The 26,404-nt window shown below is 68.7% G+C and carries 20 protein-coding genes; 3 read left to right on the top strand and 17 right to left on the bottom strand.

Translation table 11 applies throughout. The features are described 5' to 3' along the window. Positions 1–33 precede the first annotated feature (33 nt). Positions 34–1,590 carry an MFS transporter gene (locus PXH83_RS24070; protein ID WP_274563098.1) on the top strand — a complete coding sequence of 519 codons (1,557 nt, stop codon included), beginning with the start codon at positions 34–36 and terminating at the stop codon, positions 1,588–1,590. Between the two features lie 101 nt (positions 1,591–1,691). Here PXH83_RS24070 and PXH83_RS24065 read toward each other — a convergent pair whose 3' ends face one another. The 5 genes from PXH83_RS24065 to PXH83_RS24045 form a co-directional block, all read right to left on the bottom strand. Then, positions 1,692–3,407 carry a DUF4153 domain-containing protein gene (locus PXH83_RS24065; protein ID WP_274563097.1) on the bottom strand — a complete coding sequence of 572 codons (1,716 nt, stop codon included), beginning with the start codon at positions 3,405–3,407 and terminating at the stop codon, positions 1,692–1,694. Positions 3,408–3,583: 176 nt separating this feature from the next. After that, positions 3,584–4,492: an ADP-ribosylglycohydrolase family protein gene (locus PXH83_RS24060; RefSeq protein ID WP_274563096.1), complete on the bottom strand. Its 909-nt coding sequence runs from the start codon at positions 4,490–4,492 to the stop codon at positions 3,584–3,586. Between the two features lie 12 nt (positions 4,493–4,504). After that, on the bottom strand, positions 4,505–5,164 hold the full coding sequence (locus tag PXH83_RS24055; protein ID WP_274563095.1) for a histidine phosphatase family protein: 660 nt from the start codon (positions 5,162–5,164) through the stop codon (positions 4,505–4,507). 167 nt (positions 5,165–5,331) lie between these two features. Beyond that, positions 5,332–5,937, bottom strand: coding sequence for a YdbC family protein (locus tag PXH83_RS24050; protein WP_274563094.1), 606 nt, complete (start codon positions 5,935–5,937; stop codon positions 5,332–5,334). A 67-nt stretch (positions 5,938–6,004) separates the two neighbouring features. Next, complete coding sequence (locus tag PXH83_RS24045; protein ID WP_274563093.1) at positions 6,005–6,835, bottom strand: arylamine N-acetyltransferase family protein; 831 nt, start codon at positions 6,833–6,835, stop codon at positions 6,005–6,007. A 182-nt stretch (positions 6,836–7,017) separates the two neighbouring features. Here PXH83_RS24045 and PXH83_RS24040 point away from each other — a divergent pair, with 182 nt between their 5' ends. Beyond that, on the top strand, positions 7,018–7,548 hold the full coding sequence (locus tag PXH83_RS24040) for a TerD family protein (RefSeq protein ID WP_274563091.1): 531 nt from the start codon (positions 7,018–7,020) through the stop codon (positions 7,546–7,548). Between the two features lie 111 nt (positions 7,549–7,659). Here PXH83_RS24040 and PXH83_RS24035 read toward each other — a convergent pair whose 3' ends face one another. From PXH83_RS24035 to nrdR, 7 genes are all read right to left on the bottom strand, one after another. Beyond that, positions 7,660–8,778, bottom strand: a complete 1,119-nt coding sequence (locus tag PXH83_RS24035; protein WP_274563090.1) for a hypothetical protein — start codon at positions 8,776–8,778, stop codon at positions 7,660–7,662. 211 nt (positions 8,779–8,989) lie between these two features. Continuing rightward, positions 8,990–10,393, bottom strand: coding sequence for a hypothetical protein (locus PXH83_RS24030; RefSeq protein ID WP_274563089.1), 1,404 nt, complete (start codon positions 10,391–10,393; stop codon positions 8,990–8,992). A gap of 917 nt (positions 10,394–11,310) precedes the next feature. Next, positions 11,311–11,637: a helix-turn-helix domain-containing protein gene (locus PXH83_RS24025; protein ID WP_274563088.1), complete on the bottom strand. Its 327-nt coding sequence runs from the start codon at positions 11,635–11,637 to the stop codon at positions 11,311–11,313. Beyond that, entirely contained in the window at positions 11,634–12,761 is a 1,128-nt protein-coding gene (locus PXH83_RS24020) for a tyrosine-type recombinase/integrase (protein WP_274563087.1), read from the bottom strand. The genes PXH83_RS24025 and PXH83_RS24020 overlap by 4 nt, the downstream gene beginning before the upstream one ends. Before the next feature lie 100 nt (positions 12,762–12,861). Beyond that, the gene (locus PXH83_RS24015; RefSeq protein ID WP_274563086.1) at positions 12,862–13,005 is read right to left on the bottom strand and encodes a hypothetical protein; all 144 of its coding nucleotides are present in this window, start codon (positions 13,003–13,005) and stop codon (positions 12,862–12,864) included. Between the two features lie 330 nt (positions 13,006–13,335). Next, the gene (locus PXH83_RS24010) at positions 13,336–16,227 is read right to left on the bottom strand and encodes a vitamin B12-dependent ribonucleotide reductase (protein ID WP_274563084.1); all 2,892 of its coding nucleotides are present in this window, start codon (positions 16,225–16,227) and stop codon (positions 13,336–13,338) included. Between the two features lie 126 nt (positions 16,228–16,353). Beyond that, positions 16,354–16,872: a transcriptional regulator NrdR gene (nrdR, locus tag PXH83_RS24005; protein ID WP_274563083.1), complete on the bottom strand. Its 519-nt coding sequence runs from the start codon at positions 16,870–16,872 to the stop codon at positions 16,354–16,356. A 421-nt stretch (positions 16,873–17,293) separates the two neighbouring features. Between nrdR and lexA the strand changes: the two genes are divergently transcribed. Then, the gene (gene lexA / locus PXH83_RS24000; RefSeq protein ID WP_274563081.1) at positions 17,294–18,079 is read left to right on the top strand and encodes a transcriptional repressor LexA; all 786 of its coding nucleotides are present in this window, start codon (positions 17,294–17,296) and stop codon (positions 18,077–18,079) included. 175 nt (positions 18,080–18,254) lie between these two features. On the opposite strand, the gene PXH83_RS23995 is transcribed toward lexA, so the two are convergent. Genes PXH83_RS23995 through PXH83_RS23975 form a run of 5 tightly spaced genes read right to left on the bottom strand, consistent with a single transcriptional unit; the run spans position 18,255 to position 26,278 of the window. Beyond that, complete coding sequence (locus tag PXH83_RS23995) at positions 18,255–20,225, bottom strand: ATP-dependent DNA helicase (protein WP_274563079.1); 1,971 nt, start codon at positions 20,223–20,225, stop codon at positions 18,255–18,257. A gap of 56 nt (positions 20,226–20,281) precedes the next feature. Then, positions 20,282–22,141, bottom strand: coding sequence for an IucA/IucC family protein (locus tag PXH83_RS23990; RefSeq protein WP_274563077.1), 1,860 nt, complete (start codon positions 22,139–22,141; stop codon positions 20,282–20,284). 60 nt (positions 22,142–22,201) lie between these two features. Then, positions 22,202–22,927 carry a GNAT family N-acetyltransferase gene (locus PXH83_RS23985; RefSeq protein ID WP_274563076.1) on the bottom strand — a complete coding sequence of 242 codons (726 nt, stop codon included), beginning with the start codon at positions 22,925–22,927 and terminating at the stop codon, positions 22,202–22,204. A 40-nt stretch (positions 22,928–22,967) separates the two neighbouring features. Beyond that, positions 22,968–24,869 (bottom strand): IucA/IucC family protein, encoded by a 1,902-nt coding sequence (locus tag PXH83_RS23980; RefSeq protein WP_274563074.1) that lies wholly within the window; start codon positions 24,867–24,869, stop codon positions 22,968–22,970. Further along, positions 24,866–26,278: a diaminobutyrate--2-oxoglutarate transaminase family protein gene (locus PXH83_RS23975; protein WP_274563073.1), complete on the bottom strand. Its 1,413-nt coding sequence runs from the start codon at positions 26,276–26,278 to the stop codon at positions 24,866–24,868. The genes PXH83_RS23980 and PXH83_RS23975 overlap by 4 nt, the downstream gene beginning before the upstream one ends. Positions 26,279–26,404: the final 126 nt, after the last annotated feature.

The raw sequence follows: 26,404 nt of genomic DNA, 5'->3' as shown, positions 1-26,404 counted from the left end.
CCCGTTCACTAACTCACTTGTGGGGGATCCATAGTGACTACCTCTCAGTTAGCTGCACCACACAACCCGGGCGCAGCCCGTCGGCAGGGGCGTCCAGGAATCGCCCTTACCGTCATCGCGGCTCTTCAACTCATGGTGGTCCTCGACACCACCATTGTGAATATCGCGCTCCCGCACATCCAGACCGCTCTCTCCTTCAGTACGACCGACCTCTCCTGGGTGATCAACGCCTACACCCTCACCTTCGGCGGTCTGTTGCTGCTCGGCGGACGGGCGGGCGACATCCTCGGCCGCAGGCGGGTCTTCGTCTTCGGCGTTCTGCTCTTCACCTTCGCCTCACTGCTGTGCGGCATCGCGCAGGAGCCATGGCAGATACTTGCGGCGCGTGCGCTCCAGGGCGTGGGCGGCGCCATCGCCTCGCCCACCGCGCTCGCGCTCATCACCACGACGTTCCGCGAAGGCCCCGAGCGCAACCGGGCGTTCGGCATCTTCGCGGCGGTCTCCGCCAGCGGCGCGGCGATCGGGCTGCTGGCGGGTGGGATGCTCACCGAGTGGCTCGACTGGCGCTGGGTGTTCTACGTCAACCTGCCGATCGGCATCCTGATAGCCGTCCTCTCCCCCGTGTTCATCAATGAGTCCGAGCGCCACCCCGGCCGTTTCGACCTCACCGGCGCGCTCACCTCGACCGTGGGCATGGCTTCTCTGGTGTACGGGTTCATCCGCGCCGCCGACGACGGCTGGCGGGACGGTCTCACCCTGGGCGCGTTCGGCCTGGCTCTCGTCCTGCTGGTCGCCTTCGTGTTCAACGAGCGACGGGCGCCGGACCCGATCACCCCTCTGCGGATGTTCGCCGACCGCAACAGGTCAGGGACGTACGCGATCATGATGAGCCTCGCCGCGGCGATGTTCGGCATGTTCTTCTTCATCGTCCTCTTCGTGCAGAACGTGCTCGGCTACAGTCCGATCTCCTCCGGGCTCGCGTTCCTGCCGGTCACGGTGATGATCGTGACGGCGGCCGGCCTGTCGTCGCGGCTGCTCCCGGTTCTGGGCCCGAAGCCGTTCCTTGTCTCGGGGGCGGTGTTCACCGGAGCGGGCATGGCCTGGCTGACCGCGATCGATCCGGACAGTTCGTACCTGGGAGGCGTGCTGGGCCCCATGCTGCTCTTCGGCTTCGGCATGGGCCTGGTGTTCGTAACGGCGACACTGACAGCGGTGTCCGGTGTGGCTCAGCACGAATCGGGAGCGGCCTCCAGTCTTCTCAACGCCACACAGATGGTGGGTGGTTCCCTGGGGCTGTCGATTCTCATGACCGTCTTCGGAACGGCCAGCCGCGACGAGGCCGCGCGGCAGATTCCGTCGTTCCTCACGGAGGCGACACCCGCCCAGCAGGCGGCCTTCGCCAAGTCCCACGAGCTGCCCGCCCCTTGGGGGCACCAGGTGCTTGCCGAGGGCATTTCGACGGCGTTCTGGGCAGGCGTGGGCCTGGTCGGACTCGCCTTGCTCGTCGCACTGTTCGTCATCCGGGTACGCAAGAGCGACCTGGAGGCGCTCAGCGGGACAGCCGGCGCCGGGGGGCCGGGGGCGGCCTGAGCGGTTCGCCCGCGGTCGCCACTCGGACCGGGGAGGGGCAGGGAGGAGGCGCCGCACTGCGCCCCGCCCTCCCTGCCCGGTTGGGGGCCCCTCCCCTACCGTCAGTACTCGTCGTAGAGCCCGCGCCCATCGCCGTACATTCCGAGTTTCTGGCACCCGCTGTCGTCCAGCGCCAGGGGCCGCTTTTCGAGGATCTCGCGAGCCCGGGCCGAGCCCAGGCTCGTCGCGTACCAGGGCTCGCTCTCGTCGTCGAGCCGTGCCGCGATGCCTACGAGGGCGCAGGAACGCTGGGGCTCGGGCAGCGTGTCCAGTGCCGGTACGGCGTCGGCCGACAGGTCCTGGAAGTAACCCACGTCGAGCTTCTCGGTGGCGCGGTACCGCGCCACGTTCTGTTCCGCGACGAGCCCGTCCGGCGAGACCAGCCCGAAGGCCAGCACGGCGGCGCCCGCGCTCGCTGCCACCGCGCGCGGCAGCCAGCGGGAGCCCAGTACCCCCGCCGCCATGATCAGTACGATCACAAGGCCCAGCCACAGCTCCACAGCCGCCACCGAGATACGCAGCCGTGTCAGGCCGTACGCATCGACGTACAGGTCCATGCGGCGCAGCGCGGATGCGACGACGACCAGCGTGAGTACGCACAGAGTGCCGAGAACCGAGCGGATCAGGGTCCGGTCGCGGGCTCCTCCGCGCGGTGCCCAGCGCAGTGCGAGTGCGATGACAAGGAGGGTCAGGAGCGTGGCCCAGAGGAGCTGCCAGAAGCCCTGCCGGGCGTACTCGGAATAGGAAAGTCCGGTCTCGCTCAGCACCTTGTCGTAGCCGCCGAAAAGCACGGCGAGCTGGACGGCGATAAAGGCGGCGAAGAGGAGGTTGAGGACGATCAGCGGAAGTGCCCATTCCGCACGCCCCCGGGCGCGTGCGGGACGTATGTCGAGGCGGTCCCAGCGCATCGGCGCGGCGGCGGTGCGGGCGGCGGCAAGGGCACCGAAGAGACCGAGCGCGAAGAGGAAGATCCGCCAGGGTCCGTCGGCGATGGAGACGTCCGGCGTGAGGCCACCGAGCAGATCGGCGAAGGCAGCGTCGGCTCCGGCGAAGAGCGCGCCGAAAACGACCAGCAGCACGACGGCGACGGAGACCGTACGCACGACGGGCGCCCAGCGGCCGCGCGACACTTCCGCGCGCTCGCGCAGCCCCCGCAAGGCCCAGGCCGCGCCGGAACCGAGCGAGCCCACGACACCGAGGGAACCAGCGAGTACGCCCGCCCAGGTCCGGTTGCCGTGCAGCGCGAGCGAGCCCAGCGCGAGCGCGGAGACTACGGCGAGGAAAGTCGGCCAGCCCGCGTCACGCAGCGCGGGTACGACCAGCAGGGCAAGACCGCCGACGGCCCACAGGAGCGTCCACGGGCGCAGGCGACGGCCTGCCGCCTGGGCTGCGAAGTACGCGGCGAGCGCGGCCGGCGCGGCCACGACCAGCAGGTTCAGGCCCAGACCTTCGCCGAGCAGCAGCGCGCTCAGCAGGGCGGTGGCCAGTACCGCCCAGAGCGTGGCGGGGCGGACGGCGGCCGGTGGGCCGGGACGTACGTCGGTCAGCCACTTGGGCGGCGCAGGCGGCGGTGGCGGCCACGGCTGGCTGCGCTGAGGCTGCGTCGCCCTCCGGTGCTGCTCCCGGTACGACGGCATGGCAGGCGGCTCGGCAGACGGCAGGGCCGACGGCATGACCGACGACGTGGCCGACGGCTGCGGGACGGCGTCCTGCGGCGCGGGGCCCGGTCCTTGGCCGGACCCTGACTCCGTGGGCGGTGTGACTGGTGTATCGGGCACGGGACCCCCTCCCGACCGGGCACGTGCGCGGCAGGAAGCAGCGTCCGGGGCCCGGTGTCTCGTCGGCACGCGCCCGTCATGATCAAGGGGGCGGCGTGGCCGTCAGAGTAGCCCTGGCCTGGCGGCACGGCCCTGCCAGGGCCCGGATGTGGCAGGACCGTGACAGTCGTACCGGGTCAGAGCGTGCGTGAAGGGATCCAGTCCGGCAGCTCTTCGGTCTGCTCCAGCCAGGAGACCGGCGGCGCCCCGGCCTTGCCCGCGCCGACCACTCCGCCGACGATGGCGCAGGTCGTGTCGACGTCGCCGCCCACCTGGGCAGTGGTCCAGAACGCCTGCTCGAAGTCGCCGAGCGCCCGAGCCGCCGACCAGAGAGCGAACGGCACGGTGTCGTGCGCGCTCGTACGCCGTCCGCAGCCCAGAACCGCGGCCACGGTGCCGGCGTCGCCGTAGTCGAGCATGTCGCGGGCTCGTCGGAGCCCGGCGCCCACGGCGCTGCGCGGTACGAGCGCGATCACGCCGTCGAGCAGATCGGCCGCCTGCGGCGGGCCCGCCGGATCCGCGGCGAGTGCGGCGGCGGCCGCCACGGCCATGGCGCCGACCACGGCCTCACGGTGCTGATGCGTGACGTATGCCGAGATCTCGGCCTGGTGGGTGGCCTGCTCGGGGTCGTCGGCGTACCAGGCGCCCAGCGGCGCGATGCGCATCGCCGCGCCGTTGCCCCAGGAGCCCTGACCGTTGAAGAGCGCGGCGGCGAGCTCGCGCCAGTCGCCGCCCTCCCTGATCAGCCGGAGCATCCGGTTGACGGCGGGGCCGTAGCCGCGGTCGAAGTCGTGGTGCTCGGCGAAGGAGCGGGCGAGGGCGTCCTGGTCGACTCGGCCGTGCTCGACGAGCACCGCCAGGACCGAACAGGCCATCTCGGTGTCGTCGGTCCACTGCCAGGGGCCGGGAGGCAGCGCGCGCCGCTTGAGCAGCGGATAGTTCGCAGGTACGAAGAATTGGGAGCCCAGGGCGTCTCCCAGGGACAGCCCACGCAGGCTGGCCAGGGCGCGTTCGAAGCGCCGGACGGTGAAGGAGTCAGCGGTCATCGCTCTGCCACTCTATCCGGTGCGGCCGTACGGTTCGGGGGTCCGCCAGCGTTCGAACGGCCGGTCCAGGCTGTAGCGCCCGTTCTCGCCGAGCAGCAGCATCCGCATCTCGGCGTTTCCCGGGTTGGACAGTGACTCGAATTCGGCCACCGACCAGTGAAACCAGCGCATACAGAACAGGCGCATGGTCAGCCCGTGAGTGACCAGCAGTACATTCGGCGGGTGGTCGGGCGCCTCGAAGCTCCGGTAGAGGCTCTCCAGGAACGCCCCGACCCGGTCGTACACATCGGCCCCGGACTCGCCCTGCGCGAAGCGGTAGAAGAAGTGCCCGTACGCGTCCCGGTACGCCCTCTGCAGCCGTACGTCTTCCCTGTCCTGCCAGTTCCCCCAGTCCTGCTCCCGCAGCCGCGGCTCTTCCCTGACCCGTACCCGGTCCTGGGCGAGCCCCAGTGCCGCGAAGGTCTGGTGCGTACGGCGGTACGGCGATACGTAGGCGCTGACCCGTTCCTCGCCGAAGAGGGCACGGAGCCGCACCCCGGCTTCCCGGGCCTGGCGCAGCCCGGTCTCGGTGAGCCTCAGCGCATGGTCGGGCTCCCGTTCGTACACCGTGTCATCGGCATTCCCCTCCGACTCCCCGTGCCGGAGAAGGACGATGCGCCGCGGTCGTGCCATGCCGAAACCCTAGAACGTGAGATCGGATGCGGCTCAGCCGGGCGGCTGTCCCGACTCTCTGTCCAGCGTATGCGGCCGGGAAAGGACGGCGCAGCAGCGGGTCGTGCGGGACAGCTGTGCCGACAGCGGCACAGTGCCATCACACCGTCCTGTACGGAAGCGGGTGATCACACCGTCCAGGACGGATCCAGCTCAACGACCGCGCCCCCGAGTTCCGCGACATCGACCGCTGTCTGCGCGCGAAGCGAGAGGCGCTCCACCCGCTCGGCACGGTACTTGCCGTGCTCGGCGGCGGACTGCCACATCGACAGCACCAGGAACTCATTGCCCGGCGCCTCACCGAACAACCCGCGCAGCATCCCAGGCGACCCTGCCATCGCCGGATTCCACACCTTCTCCTGCATCAGCGAGAAGTGCTCGACCCGGCCCTCATTCACCTTGCAGTGCGCGACCCGCACCACATCTGCGTCCGTGAACCGCGGTTCGAAGCCCGTCTTGATGTCGAACCGGTAGTCGAAGAGACCGACCTTGATGTTCTTGTACGTGCCGGACTGCGCCGCAGCGAGCCGGTCGTGCGAGCGGGCCATGAACGAGTCGTAGAACGCGCGGCTCTCCCAGAAGGCGAAGACGTGCGCCACACCTGGCCGCTCCCGGCTCCAGCCGCCGCCCTGTCCCCGGAAACCCGGTTCCCCCAACAGCCCCGCCCACTTTCGCTGCCCCCGCTCAAAACCTCGACGGTCGATCACTGTGCAGCGAATCCACTTGACCAGCACCGCGCCATCGTACGGCCATCAACGCGGCGCCGGTCACTCTCCGCCGCACATCACCGAAACGACAAGCTCACTGCGATCCGTCTGTAAGGGCGGCCAGTTGCTCCAGGTCCGCCGTGCCCATTGCGATGCCGAAGACGTCCGCCAGCACACGCCCGAGCTCCCCGGCGGGCACCTGCCGCCGGCTGCTCGAACCGTCTGTGCGCAGGGTCGTCAGCTGGTCGCGTACGAGCGCATGCCGCTCCCCCGGTCCAGGCAGCTGCGCGACGACCTGTCCGACGAACTTCGACTGCGGATGGGACGAGCTGTAGTGGTTCATGACCTCGAAGTCGGCCGGATAGAGCGCCTGCGGCGCGAAGGCGTACAGGTCGATCCACCCCTCGGCCCGCAACGACCGCAGTACGTGAATGCCCTCCGCCTCGACGCGGATGCCGAAGGTCCAGCCGCCCTGTTCGACCGTCGCACCGTCGAGGAGCGGCACCGGCTCCAGCGGCCCCAGGTACCCGAACCCGGTGTCCACCAGCCACCGTTCGCCGTCGACGCTCACCACGAGCATCCCGTGCGTCACCGGAGTGAGATCGCTCCCCCTCGTACGGTTCCTGGCTCCGCGCCCGGCGACCTGGAATCCCAGCCGCTCCAGGACGGCGGCGAACAGCGAGTTCTGCTCGTAGCAGTAGCCGCCGCGCGGCAGACCCACCAGTTTCGCCTGGACACTCTTGGGGTCCAGCAACACCGGCCTGCTGAGCGCCACTTCAAGATTCTCGAACGGAATCGACGCCACATGGGCCCTCTGCAGCGCCCGCAGTGTCCCGATGGTCGGCGACAGGTCGCCCTTGTCCCCCTGGTAGCCGATACGCGCCAAGTACGCGTCGAGGTCTATCTCTTCACCGCTCCAGGTCATGATCTCCCACCCCGTTCACCATTCGGCCCATGCCTCGAGTCCCTGCCCGGCACAATGATCACCCAGACAGGCATGATCTCGCATCGAGTTGTCCGTGTCCGGGGCTAGCCTGGCTGCGGGGCACATTCGCAGAACTCGGGCCGGTGGCAGCCGGGTACCGGGTTCCGAGGAAGGGAAGACCGGTGGGCAGTCTCAACAAAGGGGTCAGCAAGGTCGACGTGACGCTCAAGTGGGACCCGAGTCCCATGGGCGCGCCGCCCCACGATCTCGACATAATCGCCGCGACGTACACAGCGGACGACCCGCACGGCGCCCCGGCGTACCTCGTGCACTTCGACAGCCGGTCGCCGGACGGCACCATCACGCTCAAGCGGGAGAGCCGCACCGGCCAGGGCTTCGGCTTCGACGAGGCAATGACCCTGGAGCTGGACCGGCTGGCGCCCGCCTACGCCCGTGTGGTGGTGGGCATAGTCATTCAGCAGGGAGAGGGCAGGAAGACTTTTGGCGAGATCGCCAACACAGCGATCCGGATCTGCGAGGGCTACACGGTGCTGGCGGAGGACGACTTCGCCGCCATCTCCGATTCCACCGCGGCGACCGTCGCCGAATTCACCCGGGACACCGCCGGCGGATGGGAATTCCGTGCCGCCGTAAGGGGGTTCGACGCCGACCCGAACTCTTTCGCCGGTTTCATGGGAAACAGCCTCTCCTGACACGAGTACGAAATGCACGAAGAGACCGCCCCGCAAGGAGCGATCTCTTCGTTTGCCGGATTACTCCGTGCGGCTGGGGTACTGGCGGAGACCACTTATTCCTGGCGTGCGCTATTCCTCGGCATCTGATCCACGATCGGGAAACACACGCAGCCTCAACTGGGGCGCCCGGTGATCGGCGAGCCATCGCATCCGGTTGTCATCCGTCGCGAGCCCGGCGCGTGCGGCCTGGGTCCACTCTTCTCGGTCGAGCACCTCAAGGTAGGTCGCCCGGAGCGCTTCCTGCTGCGCCGCAGTGCATCCCTCAGCCTCGGGAGGCTCTGTAGTCAGGTGCTGGGCGAGCACCGCGAGCGTGAAATAGCGCTCGATCGTCGGGCTGAGCAGACCCACATGGCGAGCATGAGCTTCCAGGACCGCTCCCGAATGGGGGTAGTGAGCGAGGGTGAGTCCCATCCCCCCGCAGTCACTCATCTGATGGAGTAGGCGACCGACGTGGTCGACCATCTCGCTGTCAGTGTCGAGGTCTGCCAGTGCCTCATGGAGTTTGGTAACTGTGGCGACGTTGCCGGCGAAGTATCCATTAAGGAAATCGCCGTCACAGGCTCTGCGAAGCAGCCAAGGTCGGGCAGTCGGGTCGTCGAGTCTGCAGAGCGCTTCAACGACATAGACGCGTCCCCAGCCGGTGACGCGCTCGGCCAGCCAAAGCAGGGCCTCGACTCCCCCTGTCTGCCGCTCGAATGCGTGCGCCGCGAGTGGCCCGAAGCGGTTGGAAAGCAGCCCGATCGTTTGAATCAGCGGGATGTCGTCGGCTGTGCCCACGGCAGCCAGCAGGGCAAGTCCAACGGTGACCGCGCATCGATCGGTCCCGTATCGGACCAACCAGCGGCCCGTTTGGCGAACGCGTTCTCTGCCCGCCCGCTCAGCCGCGGCGGCGATGTGCCCGTTCTGGTGAATCGGGACGTAGACGTCGTGGAAGGCATCGGCCAATTCGCTGGGCAGGGCAGAAGCCCTGGCAAAATGCGTGTCCAGGACGAGGGCAACGTCCTTGCCGGCCGAGTGCCGGTCCTCAGGTGCCTTCGGGCCTCGCCGACGACGGTGCAACTCGTCGTCGGGATATGGTTCCCCGTCGCGCGGAAGCGGCTCCCCTGGAGCCAACTGATGTAGCTGGAGTGCGTGATCGAACAGCGATGTCGGTGACCCGGGCAGTCCTGTCCCGGTCGTCTCGCTCATCGGCGGACGGAGGACTCGATTCTCTTGATCATGGCTCGGAGCATGCCACGACAGCAATCGCCGGGACAAGCCCTCGACTCGGCGGCGGGTTGCATCAAACGCAACAGCCAAGCGTCACGCGTGTCAGGGCAGTGAAGCCGCGAGATCGGCTCCACCGCCCTGACCAGCTACTTCACGCCCTCAAGGCCCTCGGTGTACTGGCGGAGACCACTTATTCCTGAGGCGTCGTATTCGTCTGCTGGCGGAGGTCCGCGGCACGAGCGGCAAGGTAGTCGGCCCAGGAGGCCTTGGCGAACGCGGCCCAGCGGACAGCGGTTTCAAGATGGAGACCGAGGATGCTCGCGAGGACCGGTGCAGGCAGATCTCCGGCGAGTGCAACCAGGGCGGCATTGCGGGCGGGCCGGGTGTTGATGCCATAAGCCAGGAGCTTCGTGCTGAGTCCCGTCTGCGATGTGGGGCGGCCGGGGACCAGTCCAGGGAAGAGCCAGGGCTCACCGCGGTCGACGCGAGTAAGGGCGGCACGGGTGTGCGGTGCCTCGGCCAGTTGGTGCAGGAGCTTAGCGAGGCAGGGCGGCAGCAGGATCGGGTGCCGGTCGAGAGTGAGGTAGCTGTTGTCGGCGCGGCCGGTGAGTTGGGTCGCGGTCAGGTGCCGGACGTGGGAGGCGTGCAGGCCAAAGAGCAGGATCAGAGCGCCGGCGACCCGGGTGTCTAGGGCCATGGCCGAGTCTGTCAGGCACCGTTTCAACAGTTGCCAACGTTCGTCTTCGTCCATCAGTTGGCTGGGCTGCTGCCGTGGCATGGAGGGCACCTTGAGCTTGTCGGTGAGGCCGCGGTCGGTGGTCCAGGACAGGAAGTAGCGGATCGTGTAGATACGGGTGTTGCCCGTGTCCAGCCAGCGGTCGAGGTCACCTTGCGTGAGCTCGCCCAGCGCGATGCCGTGTTCGTCCAGCCAGGTGAGGAACTCCAGGGCCACCAGGACACGGGTGCGGAGGAACGAGCCCGGCTCGGCCGGGCGGCGTCTCTGGGCGGCACGACGCCGGGCCCTTCGCAGCAAGTACCAGTGCACGTAGGGACAGATCAGCTGGACGTGTCTCGCGGAGCGGTCGGCGAGGATCGTGTCCAGCCAGGCAGGGATGCGGTCGAGTTCCTCATCGCGCTCGGAGAGAACACCGAGGTGGACGAGAGTGTGCCGGACGTAGTGAAGGTGGCGGCTGGGCAGGAGCTGGTCGAGCTGCTGGTGGGTGATTGGTTCACCGGTGGCAGCCAGGCTGGCGAACAAGGCGGCGTTGGGGCTGTGCTTGAGCCAGCCCAGGATGCTGCGGGGACGGTCCACATGGGCCAGCGCATCCCGCAGCGGCTGTAGCTGTGCCGGGACGTACCCGTCGGGGCCGGACAACACTTGCTGGACGCGTTCAACAAGCACGCAACGGGCGCACTGGGAGTCGGCGTAGGCGCGGCCGCCAAGGCCGCAGGTGCGGCAGGTGTAGTCAAAGGCAGTGCCCGAGCAAGCGCCGCAGATCCCGGTGCCGTCCTCGGTGATGCCGATCAGCGGCTGGTGGCGGCTGCAACCCGAGCAGGTCGCGGCCGCGTCCAGTACGGCCGTGTAACAGGTCAAGCAGACCGGTCCGATCGGCCAGTAGGTGTGAACGGGGCAGGACTGTCCGCAGCGGCAGCACTCCTGAGTTAGCCCCGGGCGGCAGCTTCGGCAGGCCCATGAGCCGCCAGTCCCACGCTGGCAGGGACGGACGTTTCCGCAGACAGAGCAGGTCTTGGTAGGCCCGTTGTAGCAGTCCTCGCAGATATCCGGCCGTGATCCGCTGGCCCGGCGGGCGATGCGTTGCACTTGACCGCAGCGGCCGCACTCTCGGACGGGCCTCTGCTGTCGGTGGTGACAGGGAACGCAGAGCGGCCCGTTGGGGCCGTTCGACCCGGCCGGGCCAACGTATCCGCACCTCGTGCAGGTGCGCTGAGGGGCAATCCAACAGCTCGTGCAGAGCGGCGAGTTGTCCGGAAGCCGGGTGACGGGCATGCGGAACTGCCCGCAGGCAGCACATTCCTCGACGACATTCGGGTCGACGCGGTAGCAGGAGTAGCAGATGACCCCCTCGGCTCTCCGGGCGGCGAGCCGAGTGCCGATGCGGCCGCATCTGTCGCAGGTGCCCTTGCTACTGCGGGTAGCGCAGTTGACGCAGAGGCGTCCCCGTGGGCCGCGTCGTGGGAGGTCCACGTCGGATCGGCCGCAGTCGGTGCAGGACGGGCGGATCACGGCGGTATGTCCGGCCGCGTGGAGGATTTTGGCGAGGCGCACGATCACGGGCGGGCAATGGGCTTCCCCGGAGATCAAGGCATCTGGGTGGTTGGCTAGGTGCTGGTCGAGGTCACGGAGCGAGATGCCCCGGGCGGCCCCTGCTTCGGTGACAGCCTGGAGGGCTTCCGCCTGGTGGAGTTCGGCCAGCGAAGCGGTCAGGGCAGTGATCACGCGATCCAAGGCGGCCTGCCGCAATTCAGCTCGCTCACGGTCTCGGGTGCCAGTCATAGTCCCTCGGGGCGGCGGATAGTGGTCCGACGGGCAGCCGGCAGCGGTCGGACCGGTGCGTCATCCGCAGTTTTGCGGATCTCCTCGTTCACGACCTGGACCTCGATGAGGTCGCCGGGCTGGCAGTCGAGGATGTCGCAGAGCGCTGCGAGGGTGTCCATCGACAGCCTCTGCGGAGGCTGGGTGACCAGGCGGAAGACCTGTTCGCGGGAGAGGGTGATGCCTCGTTCGGCGAGCGGCCCGACCAAGTCGGTGGTCTGGAACATCTGCCGTGTGGCCATGATCTGCCGCAAGTGCCAGCGGTAGCCCATCTTCTTGATCACGTCTCGTTGTCCTCCCAGAGATCACCGTGGCGTTCCTTCAACACCCGCTGCATCAGTCGGTTGCGGTACTCGTCCGAGACTCCGGTGTAGATCGCGGTGGTGCTGGCGTAGGCGTGGCCGACCTGATCCTGGACGAACCGCTCGGGGTAGCCGAACTCGACGAGATGCGTGACGTAGCTGTGGCGGAGCCCGTGCAAGTCGATTTCGTCGGGCAGGTCCGCGGCTTTGCGGGCGGCCTCGAAGGCTTCGTCCAAGCGTCGGGTGGACATCCGACCACGGCGTTCAGTGATCCAGAGGGCGGGGTGCTTTCCCGGGGAGAAGGCCGGGCGGACCTCCTCCAGGTACTGGTCGAGGAGGTCGACGCTCCAGTCCAGTTCGGGGACGGTCAAGACGGTACGGCGCTTGGGTGGGCCGCCCTTGGAGGATTTTCCATAGCGTACGAACAAGCCGCCGAACTGGCCGTACTGCGGCATCTTCGGGTTCCGCCGCAGGTCCGCCAGGTCCAGTCCGCAGGCTTCCTGGCGGCGGAGCCCGTAGGCGTAGACGGTCTTGAGGAGGATCGCGTCCCGAAGGGCGGCAAGCGAGCCCTTGCGGCGCCGGGCCCGGATTTCGTCGACTCGTGCGTCCGCCGCGTCGAAGAGGGCTTGGACCTCGTCGTAGGTCAGAGGGCGCCGGCCGGGGTCGCCCTCGTATTCGCTGCTGTGGGTAACCGTGTTCCACTCGTGCAGGATCTGCACAGGCGCCTGGCCGAAGCGTTCCAGGCAGCGCACGGGCCAGCCGTAGCGAGCGTCGGTGATGTACTCACAGAACATCCGGAGTGCGTTCTGGTAGTTCCGCCCGGTGGACACGGCGAACTTCTTCCGCCGCGACCGCAGGTGGTTGATGAACGCCTCGACCTCGGCGGGCTCCCACTGCCACGGGTACTGGTTGGTGAACTCCGCGAACCGCCGTACCACCGACAAGCGCGGCTTGATCGTCCCGTCCTCGTCCAGGAAACGGGTCCTCTGTTGCCGGGCCCAGCCGTCCAGCATCGCGCCGAAGACCGCCGGCTCCGGTTCCAGATGCACGACGCCGTCGGCCAGCACCAGGTGCGCGGCACCCGGCAGATCCACCCCTCGACTCACGATGCATTCAACGCAACATCGTTGAATCGGTTACGGTCGCGCGCCTGGCCAGCAGAAACGGGGCTGGCCGCCCCGGGTGTAGGCCCGGGGCGGCCAGGTATCACTTCTTCTTGGTCTTGCCGGACTTCGTCTGCGACAACGCGCTGGCCGCCACAGACTTCTGCGCCGGGGTCGCCTTCGGGCTGTTCAGCTGCTTGCTGGCCTTCGAGGCGACCTTCTTGCTGGTCTGACGCTTGTTAGTCATATTCATCACTCCCTTCCTGGTTGCTTTTGCATCGCAGCCCAGGAACGTGATGTCATGCAGGTTCCTACACGCGCAGGACATTACGTTCCTGACTGCAACGACCGCCCGGCCTCCTACAAGGCTGGGCGTTCGTCATTCCAGGGGCTCGCGCCCCCGGAACGATCTCTTCTCGCGCCTTGGGCGCGACACCCACTCCCCGAACGCAGTCGTGGTGTACCAACCGCAGAAAGGGAGGGGGCATCAGCCCAGGGCTGACGCCCCTCCCTCACAGAGATCCCGCTTCGGGTTCAGCTACGTCGGATGTTGCATCCGACGCAATTCCGCCCGGTATCAGCTGCAGCCGCTGGTCGAGCCGCAGCCCTCACAGATGTAGCAGCTACCGGCCCGCTGCATCTTCGTGCCGCACGAGAAGCACAGCGGCGCGTCCGCGCTGATGCCGAGCTGCATCTCGACGAGCTCCGCCGAGGTGTGCGCCTGCTTCAGCTCCGGGACGGCCTCCACCTTGGGAGCGGGGACCGCCTTCGGCGTCTCGGTCTGGCGCGGGGCGGACTGGGCCAGGCCCTCGACGTCCATGTCGTCGTCATCCATGGACGGCTCGTACGAGCCGGTGTCCAGGTGACGCTGACGCTCCTCGGCCGAGTGGATGCCGAGCGCCGAACGCGTCTCGAACGGCAGGAAGTCGAGCGCCAGGCGACGGAAGATGTAGTCGACGATCGACTGCGCCATCCGCACGTCCGGGTCGTCCGTCATGCCGGCCGGCTCGAAGCGCATGTTGGTGAACTTCGAGACGTACGTCTCCAGCGGAACGCCGTACTGCAGACCGACCGAGACGGCGATCGAGAAGGCGTCCATCATGCCCGCGAGGGTCGAGCCCTGCTTGGACATCTTCAGGAAGACCTCGCCGAGACCGTCGTCCGGGTAGGAGTTGGCGGTCATGTAGCCCTCGGCGCCACCCACCGTGAACGAGGTGGTGATCCCCGGACGGCCCTTCGGAAGGCGCTTGCGGACCGGGCGGTACTCGACGACCTTCTCGACCGCGGCCCGGATCGTCTCCTCGGCCTTCTCCGTGACCTCCGCCTTGACGTCCTTCTTCTTGGCGGAGAGGGGCTGGCCGACCTTGCAGTTGTCGCGGTAGATCGCGAGCGCCTTGACGCCCATCTTCCACGCCTCGAAGTAGACCTCTTCGACGTCCTCGACGGTGGCCGTCTCCGGCAGGTTCACCGTCTTGGAGAGCGCGCCGGAGATCCACGGCTGGATGGCCGCCATCATGCGGACGTGACCCATCGCGGAGATGGAACGCTCTCCCATCGCGCAGTCGAAGACCTCGTAGTGCTCGGTCTTCAGGCCGGGAGCGTCAATCACATTGCCGTGATCGGCGATGTGGGCGACGATCGCCTCGATCTGCTCCTCCTGGTAGCCCAGGCGGCGCAGGGCCTGCGGGACGGTGCCGTTGACGATCTGCATCGAGCCGCCGCCGACGAGCTTCTTGAACTTGACCAGCGCGAGGTCGGGCTCAAGACCGGTGGTGTCGCAGGACATCGCGAGACCGATGGTGCCGGTGGGCGCGATGACCGACGCCTGCGAGTTGCGGAAGCCGTTCTTCGCACCGAGGCGGATGACGTCCTGCCAGGCTTCCGTGGCCGCCGCCCAGACCGGGTTGTCCAGGTCGTCCATGTGGACGGCCACGGCGTTGGCGTCGGCGTGCTGCTTCATGACGCGCTGGTGCGGCTCGGCATTGCGGGCGTAGCCGTCGTACGGGCCGACGACCGCGGCCAGTTCGGCGGAGCGCTTGTACGACGTGGCCGTCATCAGCGAGGTGATGGCGCCGGCGAGTGCGCGGCCCCCGTCGCTGTCGTACGCGTGGCCGGTCGCCATCAGCAGGGCGCCCAGGTTGGCGTAACCGATGCCCAGCTGACGGTAGGCGCGGGTGTTCTCGCCGATCTTCTGGGTCGGGAAGTCCGCGAAGCAGATGGAGATGTCCATCGCGGTGATGACCAGCTCGACGACCTTGGCGAAGCGCTCGGACTCGAAGGACTGGTTGCCCTTGCCGTCGTCCTTGAGGAACTTCATCAGGTTCAGCGAGGCCAGGTTGCACGAGGTGTTGTCCAGGTGCATGTACTCACTGCACGGGTTCGAGCCGTTGATCCGGCCGGACTCCGGGCAGGTGTGCCAGTGGTTGATCGTGTCGTCGTACTGGATGCCCGGGTCGGCGCACGCCCAGGCGGCCTCGGCCATCTTGCGGAAGAGGGACTTGGCCTCGACCTCTTCGATGACCTCGCCGGTCATCCGGGCGCGCAGCCCGAACTTGCCGCCGGACTCCACGGCCTTCATGAACTCGTCGTTCACGCGGACCGAGTTATTGGCGTTCTGGTACTGGACGGACGTGATGTCGTCGCCGCCCAGGTCCATGTCAAAGCCCGCGTCGCGCAGGGCGCGGATCTTCTCCTCTTCCTTCACCTTGGTCTCGATGAAGTTCTCGATGTCGGGGTGGTCGACGTCGAGGATGACCATCTTGGCGGCGCGGCGGGTGGCGCCACCCGACTTGATCGTTCCTGCGGAGGCGTCGGCGCCGCGCATGAAGGAGACCGGGCCCGAGGCGTTGCCGCCGGAGGAGAGGAGCTCCTTGGAGGAGCGGATACGGGAGAGGTTCAGGCCGGCGCCGGAGCCGCCCTTGAAGATCATGCCCTCTTCCTTGTACCAGTCGAGGATCGACTCCATGGAGTCGTCGACGGCCAGGATGAAGCAGGCCGAAACCTGCTGCGGCTGGGGCGTACCGACGTTGAACCAGACCGGCGAGTTGAAGCTGAAGATCTGGTGCAGGAGGGCGTAGGCCAGCTCGTGCTCGAAGATCTCGGCGTCCGCGGGAGAGGCGAAGTAGTTGTAGTCCTCACCGGCCTTCCGGTACGTCTTCACGATCCGGTCGATCAGCTGCCGCAGACCGGTCTCGCGCTGGGGAGTACCGACGGCCCCGCGGAAATACTTGCTGGTGACGATGTTGACCGCGTTCACCGACCAGAAGTCGGGGAACTCGACGCCACGCTGCTCGAAATTGACCGAGCCGTCGCGCCAATTGGTCATGACGACGTCACGACGCTCCCAGACCACCTCGTCGTACGGATGCACGCCGGGCGTGGTGTGGATGCGCTCGATACGCAGACCCTTGCTCGCCTTGGTCCCCTTGGTACGGGAACCTCGAGCCGGGCCGCTCGCCGTCTCTGTCATGCCGCCTCCCATATACATACAAAAACGCTCTGACGTGCCCAGTTCTTCCCAAGGGCACGTTGTGTGTCTGATGTTCCGGACGCCCGAACAACAGCGGCCGGAACAGGCCTGGTTTCCGCCGATCGGTCAGTCGGCGGCAGCGGCGGGCACGGGGACCTCAGGGGTCACGCCGGGCCCGCAGCCACAATCACTTGCGGGTGGCCGCTCTTCGCGGAGCTCCGCGATGGCGGCCTCAAAGTCTTCGAGCGAATCGAACGCCCGGTACACGGATGCGAAGCGCAGGTACGCGACAAGGTCGAGTTCCTGCAGCGGGCCGAGTATGGCCAGTCCCACGTCGTGGGTGGTCAGCTCGGCGCTGCCGGTGGCGCGCACCGCCTCCTCGACCCGCTGGCCGAGCTTGGCGAGGGCGTCCTCGGTGACCGGCCGCCCCTGGCATGCCTTGCGCACGCCGGAGATGACCTTGGTACGGCTGAAGGGCTCGGTGACTCCGCTGCGCTTGATCACCATCAGTGAGGCGGTTTCCACCGTGGTGAAACGGCGGGAGCAGTCGGGGCACTGACGGCGCCTGCGGATCGACGTTCCGTCGTCGGTGGTGCGACTGTCGACGACGCGACTGTCGGGGTGCCTGCAGAAGAGGCAGTGCATGGATCCCAACCCTCCTTCACAGCACGACTGAATAGCCTCGGCAGCCCCATCAGGGGCCCCTCCGAAGCAGCCCCAAGCATAGGCGATCGTGGGGCTCCCGATCCCGCTGGGGGCCACATGTAGGCGACTGCGGCCATGTGACCACTAGATCTTGGGTTTGCGTGCTTTTAACTCTCCGCGCGTGTCGCGGCGCCCGCCGCGCGGGCGACACGCTGACGACACCCCCGCCAACCCTCGGCCGGCCGCGAAGGTTACCGTAATGGCCCGAATTGCCATTGGCCCAAAACAGCCCCTCATACACCTCGCCCAGCGTTCCGGAAAGGCATTCTGCGCTTTTTCACTCGAACGTGTGTTTGGCGCAACCTTTCGAAAGCAACTACCGTTGTCCAACCAGGGAGAGAACATCTCGAGAGGGGCCGACGTGACCACCACCGCTGACAGTGCAACTATCGCTGCCCAGAACCGCTCCCAGAGCCGACTCGAGCCGGTGCATGCAATGAATGAAGCAGCTACAAGCCCGGAGGGCCCCAAGCCCTCACGCTCGCTGCCCGGCCGGCCTCCAGGGATCCGGGCGGACAGCTCCGGCCTCACCGATCGGCAACGCCGGGTCATCGAGGTCATCAGGGACTCTGTGCAACGGCGGGGTTACCCGCCGTCCATGCGCGAGATCGGTCAGGCGGTGGGCCTCTCCAGCACCTCTTCCGTGGCCCATCAGCTGATGGCCCTCGAACGCAAGGGTTTCCTGCGCCGTGACCCGCACCGCCCCCGGGCGTACGAGGTGCGGGGCTCGGACCAGCCGAGCGCACAGCCCACCGACACGGCGGGCAAGCCTGCGGCGTCGTACGTCCCGCTGGTCGGCCGGATCGCGGCCGGCGGTCCGATCCTCGCCGAGGAGTCGGTCGAGGACGTCTTTCCGCTCCCCCGGCAGCTCGTGGGCGACGGCGAACTGTTCGTCCTCAAGGTCGTCGGTGACTCGATGATCGAGGCGGCGATCTGCGACGGCGACTGGGTGACGGTACGCCGTCAGCCGGTCGCGGAGAACGGCGACATCGTGGCCGCGATGCTGGACGGCGAGGCAACGGTGAAGCGGTTCAAGCGCGAGGACGGCCATGTATGGCTGCTCCCGCACAACGCCGCCTACCAGCCGATCCCCGGCGACGAGGCAACCATCCTCGGCAAGGTGGTGGCGGTGCTGCGGCGGGTGTGACGTGCCGCCGGTCAAGGACCGAGCCCCGGGACCTCTGCGCCGGTCCCGGGGCTCTGCTTTTTGCGGCTAAACCTCCCCCTGGCGGGCTGGGAGGTGCCCCCAGCCGCTCTCGCGGAGGTGGTCGCTCTCCGTCGGGGTTGCTCAATTGATGGCTCGGGTTCAAGAGGGCCGGGGCTCAACGGCCCTCGGCGTCGGCCGCAGCGTCGATTGAGGCCAGTGAGCGGCGTACCTGGTTACGGTCCGTGGTGTACCAGAAGTCGGGCAGCGAAGCCCGCAGGTAGCTGCCGTAGCGGGCATTGGCCAGCCTCGGGTCGAGCACTGCGACGACGCCGCGGTCGCCCGTGGCCCGTACGAGCCGACCCGCACCCTGGGCCATCAGCAGCGCCGCGTGCGTCGCGGCGACAGCCATGAAGCCATTGCCACCGGCCTCCTCGACCGCCTTCTGGCGGGCGCTCATCAGCGGGTCGTCGGGCCGGGGGAACGGGATCCGGTCCATGACGACGAGCTGGCAGCTCGGCCCCGGAACATCGACGCCCTGCCAGAGGGAGAGCGTGCCGAACAGGCAGGTCTTCGGGTCGGCGGCGAAGGACTTGATCAGCTCGCCGAGAGTCTCCTCGCCCTGGAGCAGGATCGGCATGTCGAGCCTGCCACGCAGCTCCTCGGCCGCCGCCTGGGCGGCCCGCATGGAGGAGAACAGGCCCAGCGTGCGCCCTCCGGCGGCCTCGACGAGTTCGGCGAGTTCGTCCATCATGTCGCCTCGTGAACCCTCGCGGCCGGGTGTGGCCAGCTGCCGGGCGACGTAGAGGATTCCCTGCTTGGGGTAGTCGAAGGGGGAGCCGACGTCCAGGCCCTTCCAGACCGGGATGTCCTCCCCTTCGGTGCCTTCCGGGGCGAGACCGAGCGAGGCGCCCACCCCGTTGAAGTCCCCGCCGAGCTTGAGCGTCGCAGAGGTGAGGACGACGGAACGGTCGCTGAAGAGCTTCTCGCGCAGCAGACCCGACACGGACAGCGGAGCGACCCGCAGGGAAGCGCCGAAACGGTCGTGACGCTCGTACCAGACGACGTCGTACTCGGAACCGTTGGAGATCCGCTCGGCGACGCCGTGAATGGTCTCGACGGCGGCGATGGCCTGCTTTCGCACGGCGTCCTCGTCCTGGACGGACTTGTCGCGGGTCGACCCGAGGGCCGAGATGACGTTGCGGGCCGCGTCGCGGAGCGACATAAGGGCGTACCCGAGGTCCTCCGGGATCTCCTCGAGGCGGCCGGGGAGGGCGAGCTCCATCAGCCGCTCGAAGGACTCCGCGGCTGTCTGCAGGGCGTCGGCGGCTTTTTCGTTGACGAGCTTGGCCGCCCGGCGGACGGCACGGTTGACCTGGCCGGGGGTGAGCTCGCCGGTCGCGACGCCGGTGACCCTGGAGACCAGTTCGTGCGCCTCGTCGACGATCAGTACCTCGTGCTGCGGGAGCACCGGAGCGCCCTCGATGGCGTCGATCGCGAGGAGGGCGTGGTTGGTGACGACGACATCGGCGAGCTTGGCCCGCTCCCGGGCCGCCTCGGCGAAGCACTCCGCCCCGTACGCACATTTCGTCGCGCCGAGGCACTCGCGGGAGGAGACGGAGACCTGGCCCCAGGCCCGGTCGGAGACGCCGGGGGTGAGGTCGTCGCGGTCGCCCGTCTCGGTCTCGTCCGCCCACTCCCGCATGCGCAGCAGGTCCTTGCCGAGCTTGCTCGTCGGCGCCGCCGCTTCGAACTGGTCGAACAGGCCGTCCTCCTCTTCCTGCGGCACGCCCTCGTGGAGCCGGTGCAGGCAGAGGTAATTGGAACGCCCCTTGAGCATGGCGAACTGCGGGCGCCGACGCAGCAGCGGATGCAGCGCGTCGACCGTACGCGGAAGATCACGCTCCACGAGCTGACGCTGCAGGGCCAGGGTCGCAGTCGCCACCACGACGCGCTCGCCGTGCGCCAGGGCGGGCACCAGATAGCCGAGAGACTTTCCGGTGCCCGTGCCGGCCTGGACGAGCAGGTGGGCGTTGTCGTCGATGGCTCCGGCCACGGCCTCGGTCATGCTGACCTGGCCGGGCCGCTCCGTGCCGCCGACTGCGGTGACGGCGGCATGGAGGAGCTCGGGGAGAGAGGGCTTCGTCATAGCTCGACCAGCCTACGGGGCCCCACTGACAACGCGGATCACAACCGGGGAGCGCATCAGGAGAGGTGGAGGGGGTTGGCGACCGTGCCGTGCACCGCGGCGTGCGGGCGATTGGGGCGGTCACGGTAGCCGTCGAGGTGCAGCCGGTTGCGGTTGAGGCAGAGGCGCTCGATCCGCGGGGTGAGCAGGTCGAAGATCTCGTAACGGTCCTTGAGCTCCGGGAAGCGCGCCTGGTGCCGCAGGATTTCGGCCCGTACCAGGGACCAGAATTCGCTTTCCGGTACTCCGATTTGCTCGTCGCAGAGGGGCGCGAGATAGCGGAAGACGCCGACGAACAGACCGGAATGGATGAACTGTGTGAGGAAGGCGGGGGGCTCGGTGAGCAGGATTTCCCTTACGTCGTCGGGCATGGAGTCGTGCTCGGGCAGCTTGTGCGCGCTGACGTTGACGTCGTCGACGAAGTCCTTGATGGCGAGGCGCACGGGGACGTCTTTGTCGTCGAAGACGACGATGGCGTTCTCGCCGTGCGGCGAGAAGACGGTCCCGTAGCGGTAGAGGAAGTGCAGCAGCGGGGGCAGCAGGGCGGCGAAGAGATGGCGTAGCCAGACGGCGGGCGGAAGGCCCGAGCGGGAGACGAGTTCCGTGGTGAAGGCACGCCCTTCGGGGTCCGTGTGAAGCAGGGAGGCCAGGGTGCGGGCGCGCTCGTCGGGGGCCAGGCGCCCCGTGAGCGGTTCGCGCCAGATCGCGCCCAGTAGTTCCTTGTACTGGTACGGAACCTCGGGAAGGCCGTCGTACAGGGGGTGCTCGACGGTGACGGACGCGACTTCGCCGAGGAGGATCACTCTGCATTCGTCACGGAGGAAGGAGTCACCGTCGCGCACTGCGTGCACCCACGCGGTGACGGCGGGCGCGGCCAGGGTGCGCTCGGTCGGCAGGCCGCGCCAGACCAGCGTGTTGAGGATGGCGAGCGGCAGCTTGACCGTGTGCCGGTCGGGCCGGCTCGTGTTGAGGAACGTGCGGATGGACTGTTGCGGCAGCCGCACGTCGCCGTCGGTGGGGAGCGGGACGATCGCGCCCTGTGCGACAGCGGGCGTGAAGAGCGGCAGGATCACCTCGTCCCACTGCCAGGGGTGCACCGGGAGGTAGAGATACTGCTCGGGGGCCAGGCCGCGGGCACGCAGGGCGGCGGCGAACGACTCGCGGGTAGGGGCGTCGAGCTCGCGCGCGTAGAGGCGCTCGGGCTTGGCAAGTAAGGGAACCCCACGGTAGGCGGCGAGGTCGGTGCTGACCGCGATCCACGGGAGCGTGGTGGGCGTACGGGCCTCGGGGGCCCAGCGGGCGGTGTCGGTGGCGGAGAAGCCCTGGCGGCCCTTACTGAGGACGAGCCAGGGGTGGCCGGTCTGGTGGCCTTCGAGTTCCGCGTAGCCCAGGTCGGCGAGGCGCGCTGACGAGAGGGCGGTGTGGTCGAGGCGCGCGTCGGCGGCCAGGGTGGCGGTCAGCTCGCGGATGAGGTGCCCGAGGGTTGCGCCGTCGAGGCCGAGGAGGCGGCGGGCGCGGACGAGGAAGCCGAGCGGGTCGCCGAAGGGGTGGGCGGTGCCGTCGGCGGAGTTGTCGCGGAGCTCGATCGTGTCGGGGGCTACGTGCCAGCTGCCGTAGGCGGTGCGCCTGGCGCGGAAGGAGAGGGTGCTGTCGTCGTCGAGCGGGAGGGTGTAGTGCTCCGCAGCGGCGTCTTCCGATGCGGGCGCGTCCGGCTCAGCGGGTTGTGCGACCGGATCGATGATCTCCTCGTACGCGAACTCGCCGAGCATCTTGGCGAGGAGGCGGCGTGCGGCCAGGTCCCAGGTGCCCTGGTTCAGCTCGGGCGGGTCGAGCAGGGGCAGCGAATCCTCGAAGTCATTGGCGGCGGGCTTCTGCACGGGGACTCCTTGGGGTGGAACCCGTTCGGGGCGAACGGTGTATGAGAAGTAGCGGGTCGTTCACAGCAGATTACGGAGGGCTCGGTCGCGGACCATGAGCGCGGCTCGCTTGTCGGGGAGGTCGAGTTCTGCGGAGAAGCGGAAGCCGGCCCTGAGGAAGGCGGATACGGAGGGGGTGTTGCGGATGTCGGGCTCCGCGACGACGCGTGCGCAGGTGGGACGACTGTCGAGTACAAGGTCGGCGACGGCTCTGAGGAGGGTGGTGCCGACACCGCGGCCGCGGTCCAGGACGCCGCCGAGGAGCAGGTGGATACCGGTGTCGTGGGGGCGGGCCGGATAGTGGCGGGCCAGCGGGTCGAGGTCGGCCCGGTAGATCTCCCAATAGCTCATGGGTACGCCGCCCAGCACCCCCAGGCAGGGTGCGCTGCGCCCGTCGCCGTCGAGCTGGAGGCGCAGATGGGCGGCGGTGACGTCCTCGGGGCCTTCAAGCTCCCAGAACGCCGCGACTGCCGGGTCGTTCATCCACCGGGTGATGAGCGGCAGGTCCCGCCCGATGCGTACAGGCACCAGCTGGAAGACGCCGACCGGGGTCGTGACGGGGCCCCAGTCGGCGGGGGCGTCGAGGAGGTCGTCGCAGTCGGGCCCGGGACCGGTCTCCGGGCCGTCGTCGCCGAGCAGCGCGACGAGCTCGTCGGGCAGCCGCAGGTCCAGGGTGTCCTCGGCGCCTGATCCGGCGCCAGGAGCGGAGTTCGTTCCGGCGTCGGTGCTCGCATCGGTGGGAGGCACGGCGACGCTCCTCTCAGCAGTTCGGGCGGGTCATGTTCCTTCAGTTACGAAGGGGGTTGGCGATGGTGACGTAGACGGACTGGGTGTCGACCGGGCCGACCAGCTCGTCGAGGCCGTGCAGCCGGGTCAGCAGGTTGGCCTTGCAGCGAAGGGTGGGGGTCTCCAGGAGTTGTGCGGGCAGTGAGGATCCGAGGCCGGTGTTCTTCCCGAGGAACTGGCGGAGTGCGGCGATCAGGACGCGTTCGTCGGCCAGGCGCTGGGCGCCGAACGCTCCGATCAGGCCGAGAATGTTGTTGATGCCGAGGTAGTAGGCGAAGCGTTCGTCGGTGACGGCGTCGGTGACGAAGGTGTCGCTGGTGGCGCCGAGGCCGGGAAGGCGGCGTTCGAGATCGGCGCGGTGGGACTCGCGGAAGTAGTAGCCCTGGTTGTCGCGGTAGCGGCCGCCCATGGGCCAGCCGTCCGTGTCGAGGAGGACCAGGGTGTTCTGCTGATGGGCCTCCAGCGCGATCCCGGCCGTGCCGTCCAGCCAGAGCACGGGACGTACGACGTGGTCGAGGTAGCGCAGGAACCACTCGGCGGCGACGGCTCCGGTGGGTCGGCCGGTGCGGGCCGCGAGTCTGGCGACCAGATCGGCGAGGCGGGAGTGCATGCCGGTGCGACCCGGCCAGGGCCTCGGGGCGGTGAGGGCGGCGATGCAGACGGCGTCGTCGCCGGGACCGAACGGGTTGTGGCGCAGCAGGGCATCGAGGCCGGGTACCGGTTCGCCGTCCGCCGTGTCGACGGCGAGCCAGGCAGGGTCGCGGACGATGTCGAAGCCGGGGTGGGCGGCCTGCCACTGCTCGGCGAGTCCGCCGCGCAGCAGCCGGTGGACCTCGACGCCGCGGTGGAGTTCCTTGCGGAGGTTTTCACGACGGGAGTTGGTGATGCGTACGCCGAGCGAGAGCTTGAGCATGGCGGGCGAGCCGGGGCGGTGCACGGTTCGGACGGAGGAGGTGGGGTGCCAGGGGGCACCGTGAGGGCCGAGGTCGTGGAGGAGGCCTTCCTCCAGGAGCGCAGCGACTGCCGGACGGTGGGTGAGTTCGCGGGCCTGCCAGGGGTGGAGGGGCAGAGGCACGGTGTCGTCGGGCAGTTGGAGCCCCTCGGCCAGGCGGACCGTGAGCTGCTCGACCGGGATGGTGCGGCCGCGCTCGGTCCAGGCCGAGTCCTTGGCGAGTACGGACCGGTCGACAGCCATCCAGTGCAGCGGGAAGGAGCCGTACAACTCGGGTGAGTAGAGACGCGCTTCGGACTCCGAGAGTCCTTCACGGCTCTTGGGCGTGGGATGCAGCGGGTGTCCGAGGACGAGGGACTGCTCCGCGCTGAGGAAGAGGTCTGCCTTTTCGGCGGGGCCGGGTCGGCGGCGGCGGCGGTCGGCGATGAATTCGGCGGTGCGTCGCACCGAGTCGGCTACCCGGCCGACCAGGTCCGCTCCTTCCCGCGTCCCTCCTTCACGGCCGAGGAGGGCTGCGACCGTGACGGCGTCGGCGGGGGGTGCGCCGTGCGGCCCGCCTTCGAGAGCCGGCATGCCCAAGCGATGCCATCCGGTGGCCGACCAGTAGGTGACGGGTACGAGCAGTGCGGTGCCGCTGGCGTCGAGCGGGATGCGCAGGGTCGTGCCTTCGGGTTTGGCGAGGTCGTTCTCCCGGACCCAGCAGCGCAGCAGATTTTCGACGGCTGCCGCGTCCGCCGCGGTGTGCGGGTCGGGGTGCCCGAGGAGGTCCGCTGTGGTGGCCGAGGGTCGTGTGCCGGGACCCGGGGCACGCTCCGCGTGGCCTGCCCCGCCCTGGCGGGGGACGGTGACCTGCTCGACGGCGAGGCAGCCGTGCGTACCGCCCGGCTCCAGGTCGTGGGCGGTGAGACGGTCGTCGGCCTCGGACGCATCGGATGCGGGAGTGGGGTTCACGGGGTCTTCCTTGTGATGGTGTCCGGGGTCAGTGCGGCAGTCCGGTCCGCCGGCCGGTGGCGCAGGGAGCGCTCGGCGGCCGACAGGGCGTCGGCCAGGCGGTCGATGACCGCCGTGGCCTGTTCATCGGTGAGGGTGAGGGGAGGCAGCAGACGTACAACGGCGGCGTGGCGCCCGCCGAGTTCGACGATGAGTCCGCGGTCCAGACACTCCTGCTGGACGGCGGCGGCGAGTGCGGGTGCGGCCGGCGGTACGCCCGTGCACGAGGGCTCCTGCGCATCGGGGTCGACGAGTTCGATACCGATCATCAGTCCCCGGCCGCGTACGTTTCCGATGGAGGGATGGTCGGCGGCCAGGCCCTGCAGCTGGCCCAGCATGCGCGCGCCGAGGAGGGCGGCGCGCTCCGCGAGCCGGTTCTCGCGTACGTACGCCAGGGTGGCGGCGCCGGCCGCCATGGCGAGCTGGTTGCCGCGGAACGTACCGGCGTGGGCGCCCGGTTTCCAAGCGTCGAGGTCGGAGCGGTAGACCACCACCGCCAGCGGGAGGCTCCCGCCGATGGCCTTGGACAGGACCATCACGTCGGGCACGACGCCGCTGTGCTCCACCGCCCAGAAGGCGCCGGTCCTGCCGACCCCGGTCTGTACCTCGTCGGCGATCAGCGGGATGGAGCGTTGAGCCGTGATCTCGCGCATCCTCCGCATCCAGGCGTCCGGTGCGGGGATCACGCCGCCCTCTCCCTGTACCGGTTCGAGGATCATCCCGGCCGGGGAGGGCACCCCGCCCTTCGGATCGTCGAGGAGATTCTCGGTCCAGCGGGCGGACAGTTCGGCGCCGCGTTCGCCGCCCACCCCATAGGGGCACCGGTAGTCGTACGGATAGGGCAGGCGCGTCACCCGTACGTCCTGCGCACCGCCCGAGGCGTCGAGCGCGCCTGCCGTCATGCCGTGGTACGCCCCGGTGAAGGACAGCAGTCCGCTGCGCCCGGTCGCGGTGCGCACGAGCTTGAGCGCCGCCTCCACCGCGTCCGTTCCGGCGGGGCCGCAGAACTGCACCCTTGCGTTGTCCGCGAGTTGGCGGGGAAGTGTCGCGAAGAGCTCGGTGGTGAAGGCGTCCTTGACCGGTGTGGCGAGGTCAAGCACATGCAGTGGCGCCCCGGAATCGATGACCTTCTTGATCGCCTCCAGGACCACCGGATGGTTGTGCCCGAGGGCCAGAGTGCCCGCCCCCGAGAGGCAGTCGAGGTAGCGCCGCCCGTCTGCTCCCTCGATCGTCAGGCCCCGCGCGCGCACGGGCACGATGGGCAGCGAGCGTGCGTACGTACGGGCCGCGGATTCGCGCAGCGACTGGCGCCGCAGGATGCCCTCGTGAGCAGCGGGCAGCACCGCAGCGCCAGGTTCGGTCACGGCCACGTCTTCTGGTCCTCCCGCGGTGACGGTTCCGTTGCAGTTCGTTGTAAGTCCGTTGCCCTGCCGGGCGAACACTGAGCCTGTGCCCCCCGTACGTACCAACGACGCCGACGGCGGAGGATCACGGGC

Origin of the sequence: Streptomyces spiramyceticus (assembly GCF_028807635.1) — a bacterium.
GTDB classification, from domain to species: Bacteria; Actinomycetota; Actinomycetes; order Streptomycetales; family Streptomycetaceae; genus Streptomyces; species Streptomyces spiramyceticus.
Note: the sequence above shows the minus strand (reverse complement) of the source record. Positions and strands in the feature narration are given on the sequence as shown.

Coding starts and splice junctions, on each gene's coding strand:
- PXH83_RS24055 (WP_274563095.1), bottom strand. CDS start 5,164: ATGGCACGACCGCGGCGCATCGTCCTTCTCCGGCACGGGGAGTCGGAG.
- PXH83_RS24010 (WP_274563084.1), bottom strand. CDS start 16,227: ATGACAGAGACGGCGAGCGGCCCGGCTCGAGGTTCCCGTACCAAGGGG.
- PXH83_RS24060 (WP_274563096.1), bottom strand. CDS start 4,492: ATGACCGCTGACTCCTTCACCGTCCGGCGCTTCGAACGCGCCCTGGCC.
- PXH83_RS23995 (WP_274563079.1), bottom strand. CDS start 20,225: ATGACGAAGCCCTCTCTCCCCGAGCTCCTCCATGCCGCCGTCACCGCA.
- PXH83_RS24035 (WP_274563090.1), bottom strand. CDS start 8,778: ATGAGCGAGACGACCGGGACAGGACTGCCCGGGTCACCGACATCGCTG.
- nrdR (WP_274563083.1), bottom strand. CDS start 16,872: ATGCACTGCCTCTTCTGCAGGCACCCCGACAGTCGCGTCGTCGACAGT.
- PXH83_RS24045 (WP_274563093.1), bottom strand. CDS start 6,835: ATGACCTGGAGCGGTGAAGAGATAGACCTCGACGCGTACTTGGCGCGT.
- PXH83_RS24015 (WP_274563086.1), bottom strand. CDS start 13,005: ATGACTAACAAGCGTCAGACCAGCAAGAAGGTCGCCTCGAAGGCCAGC.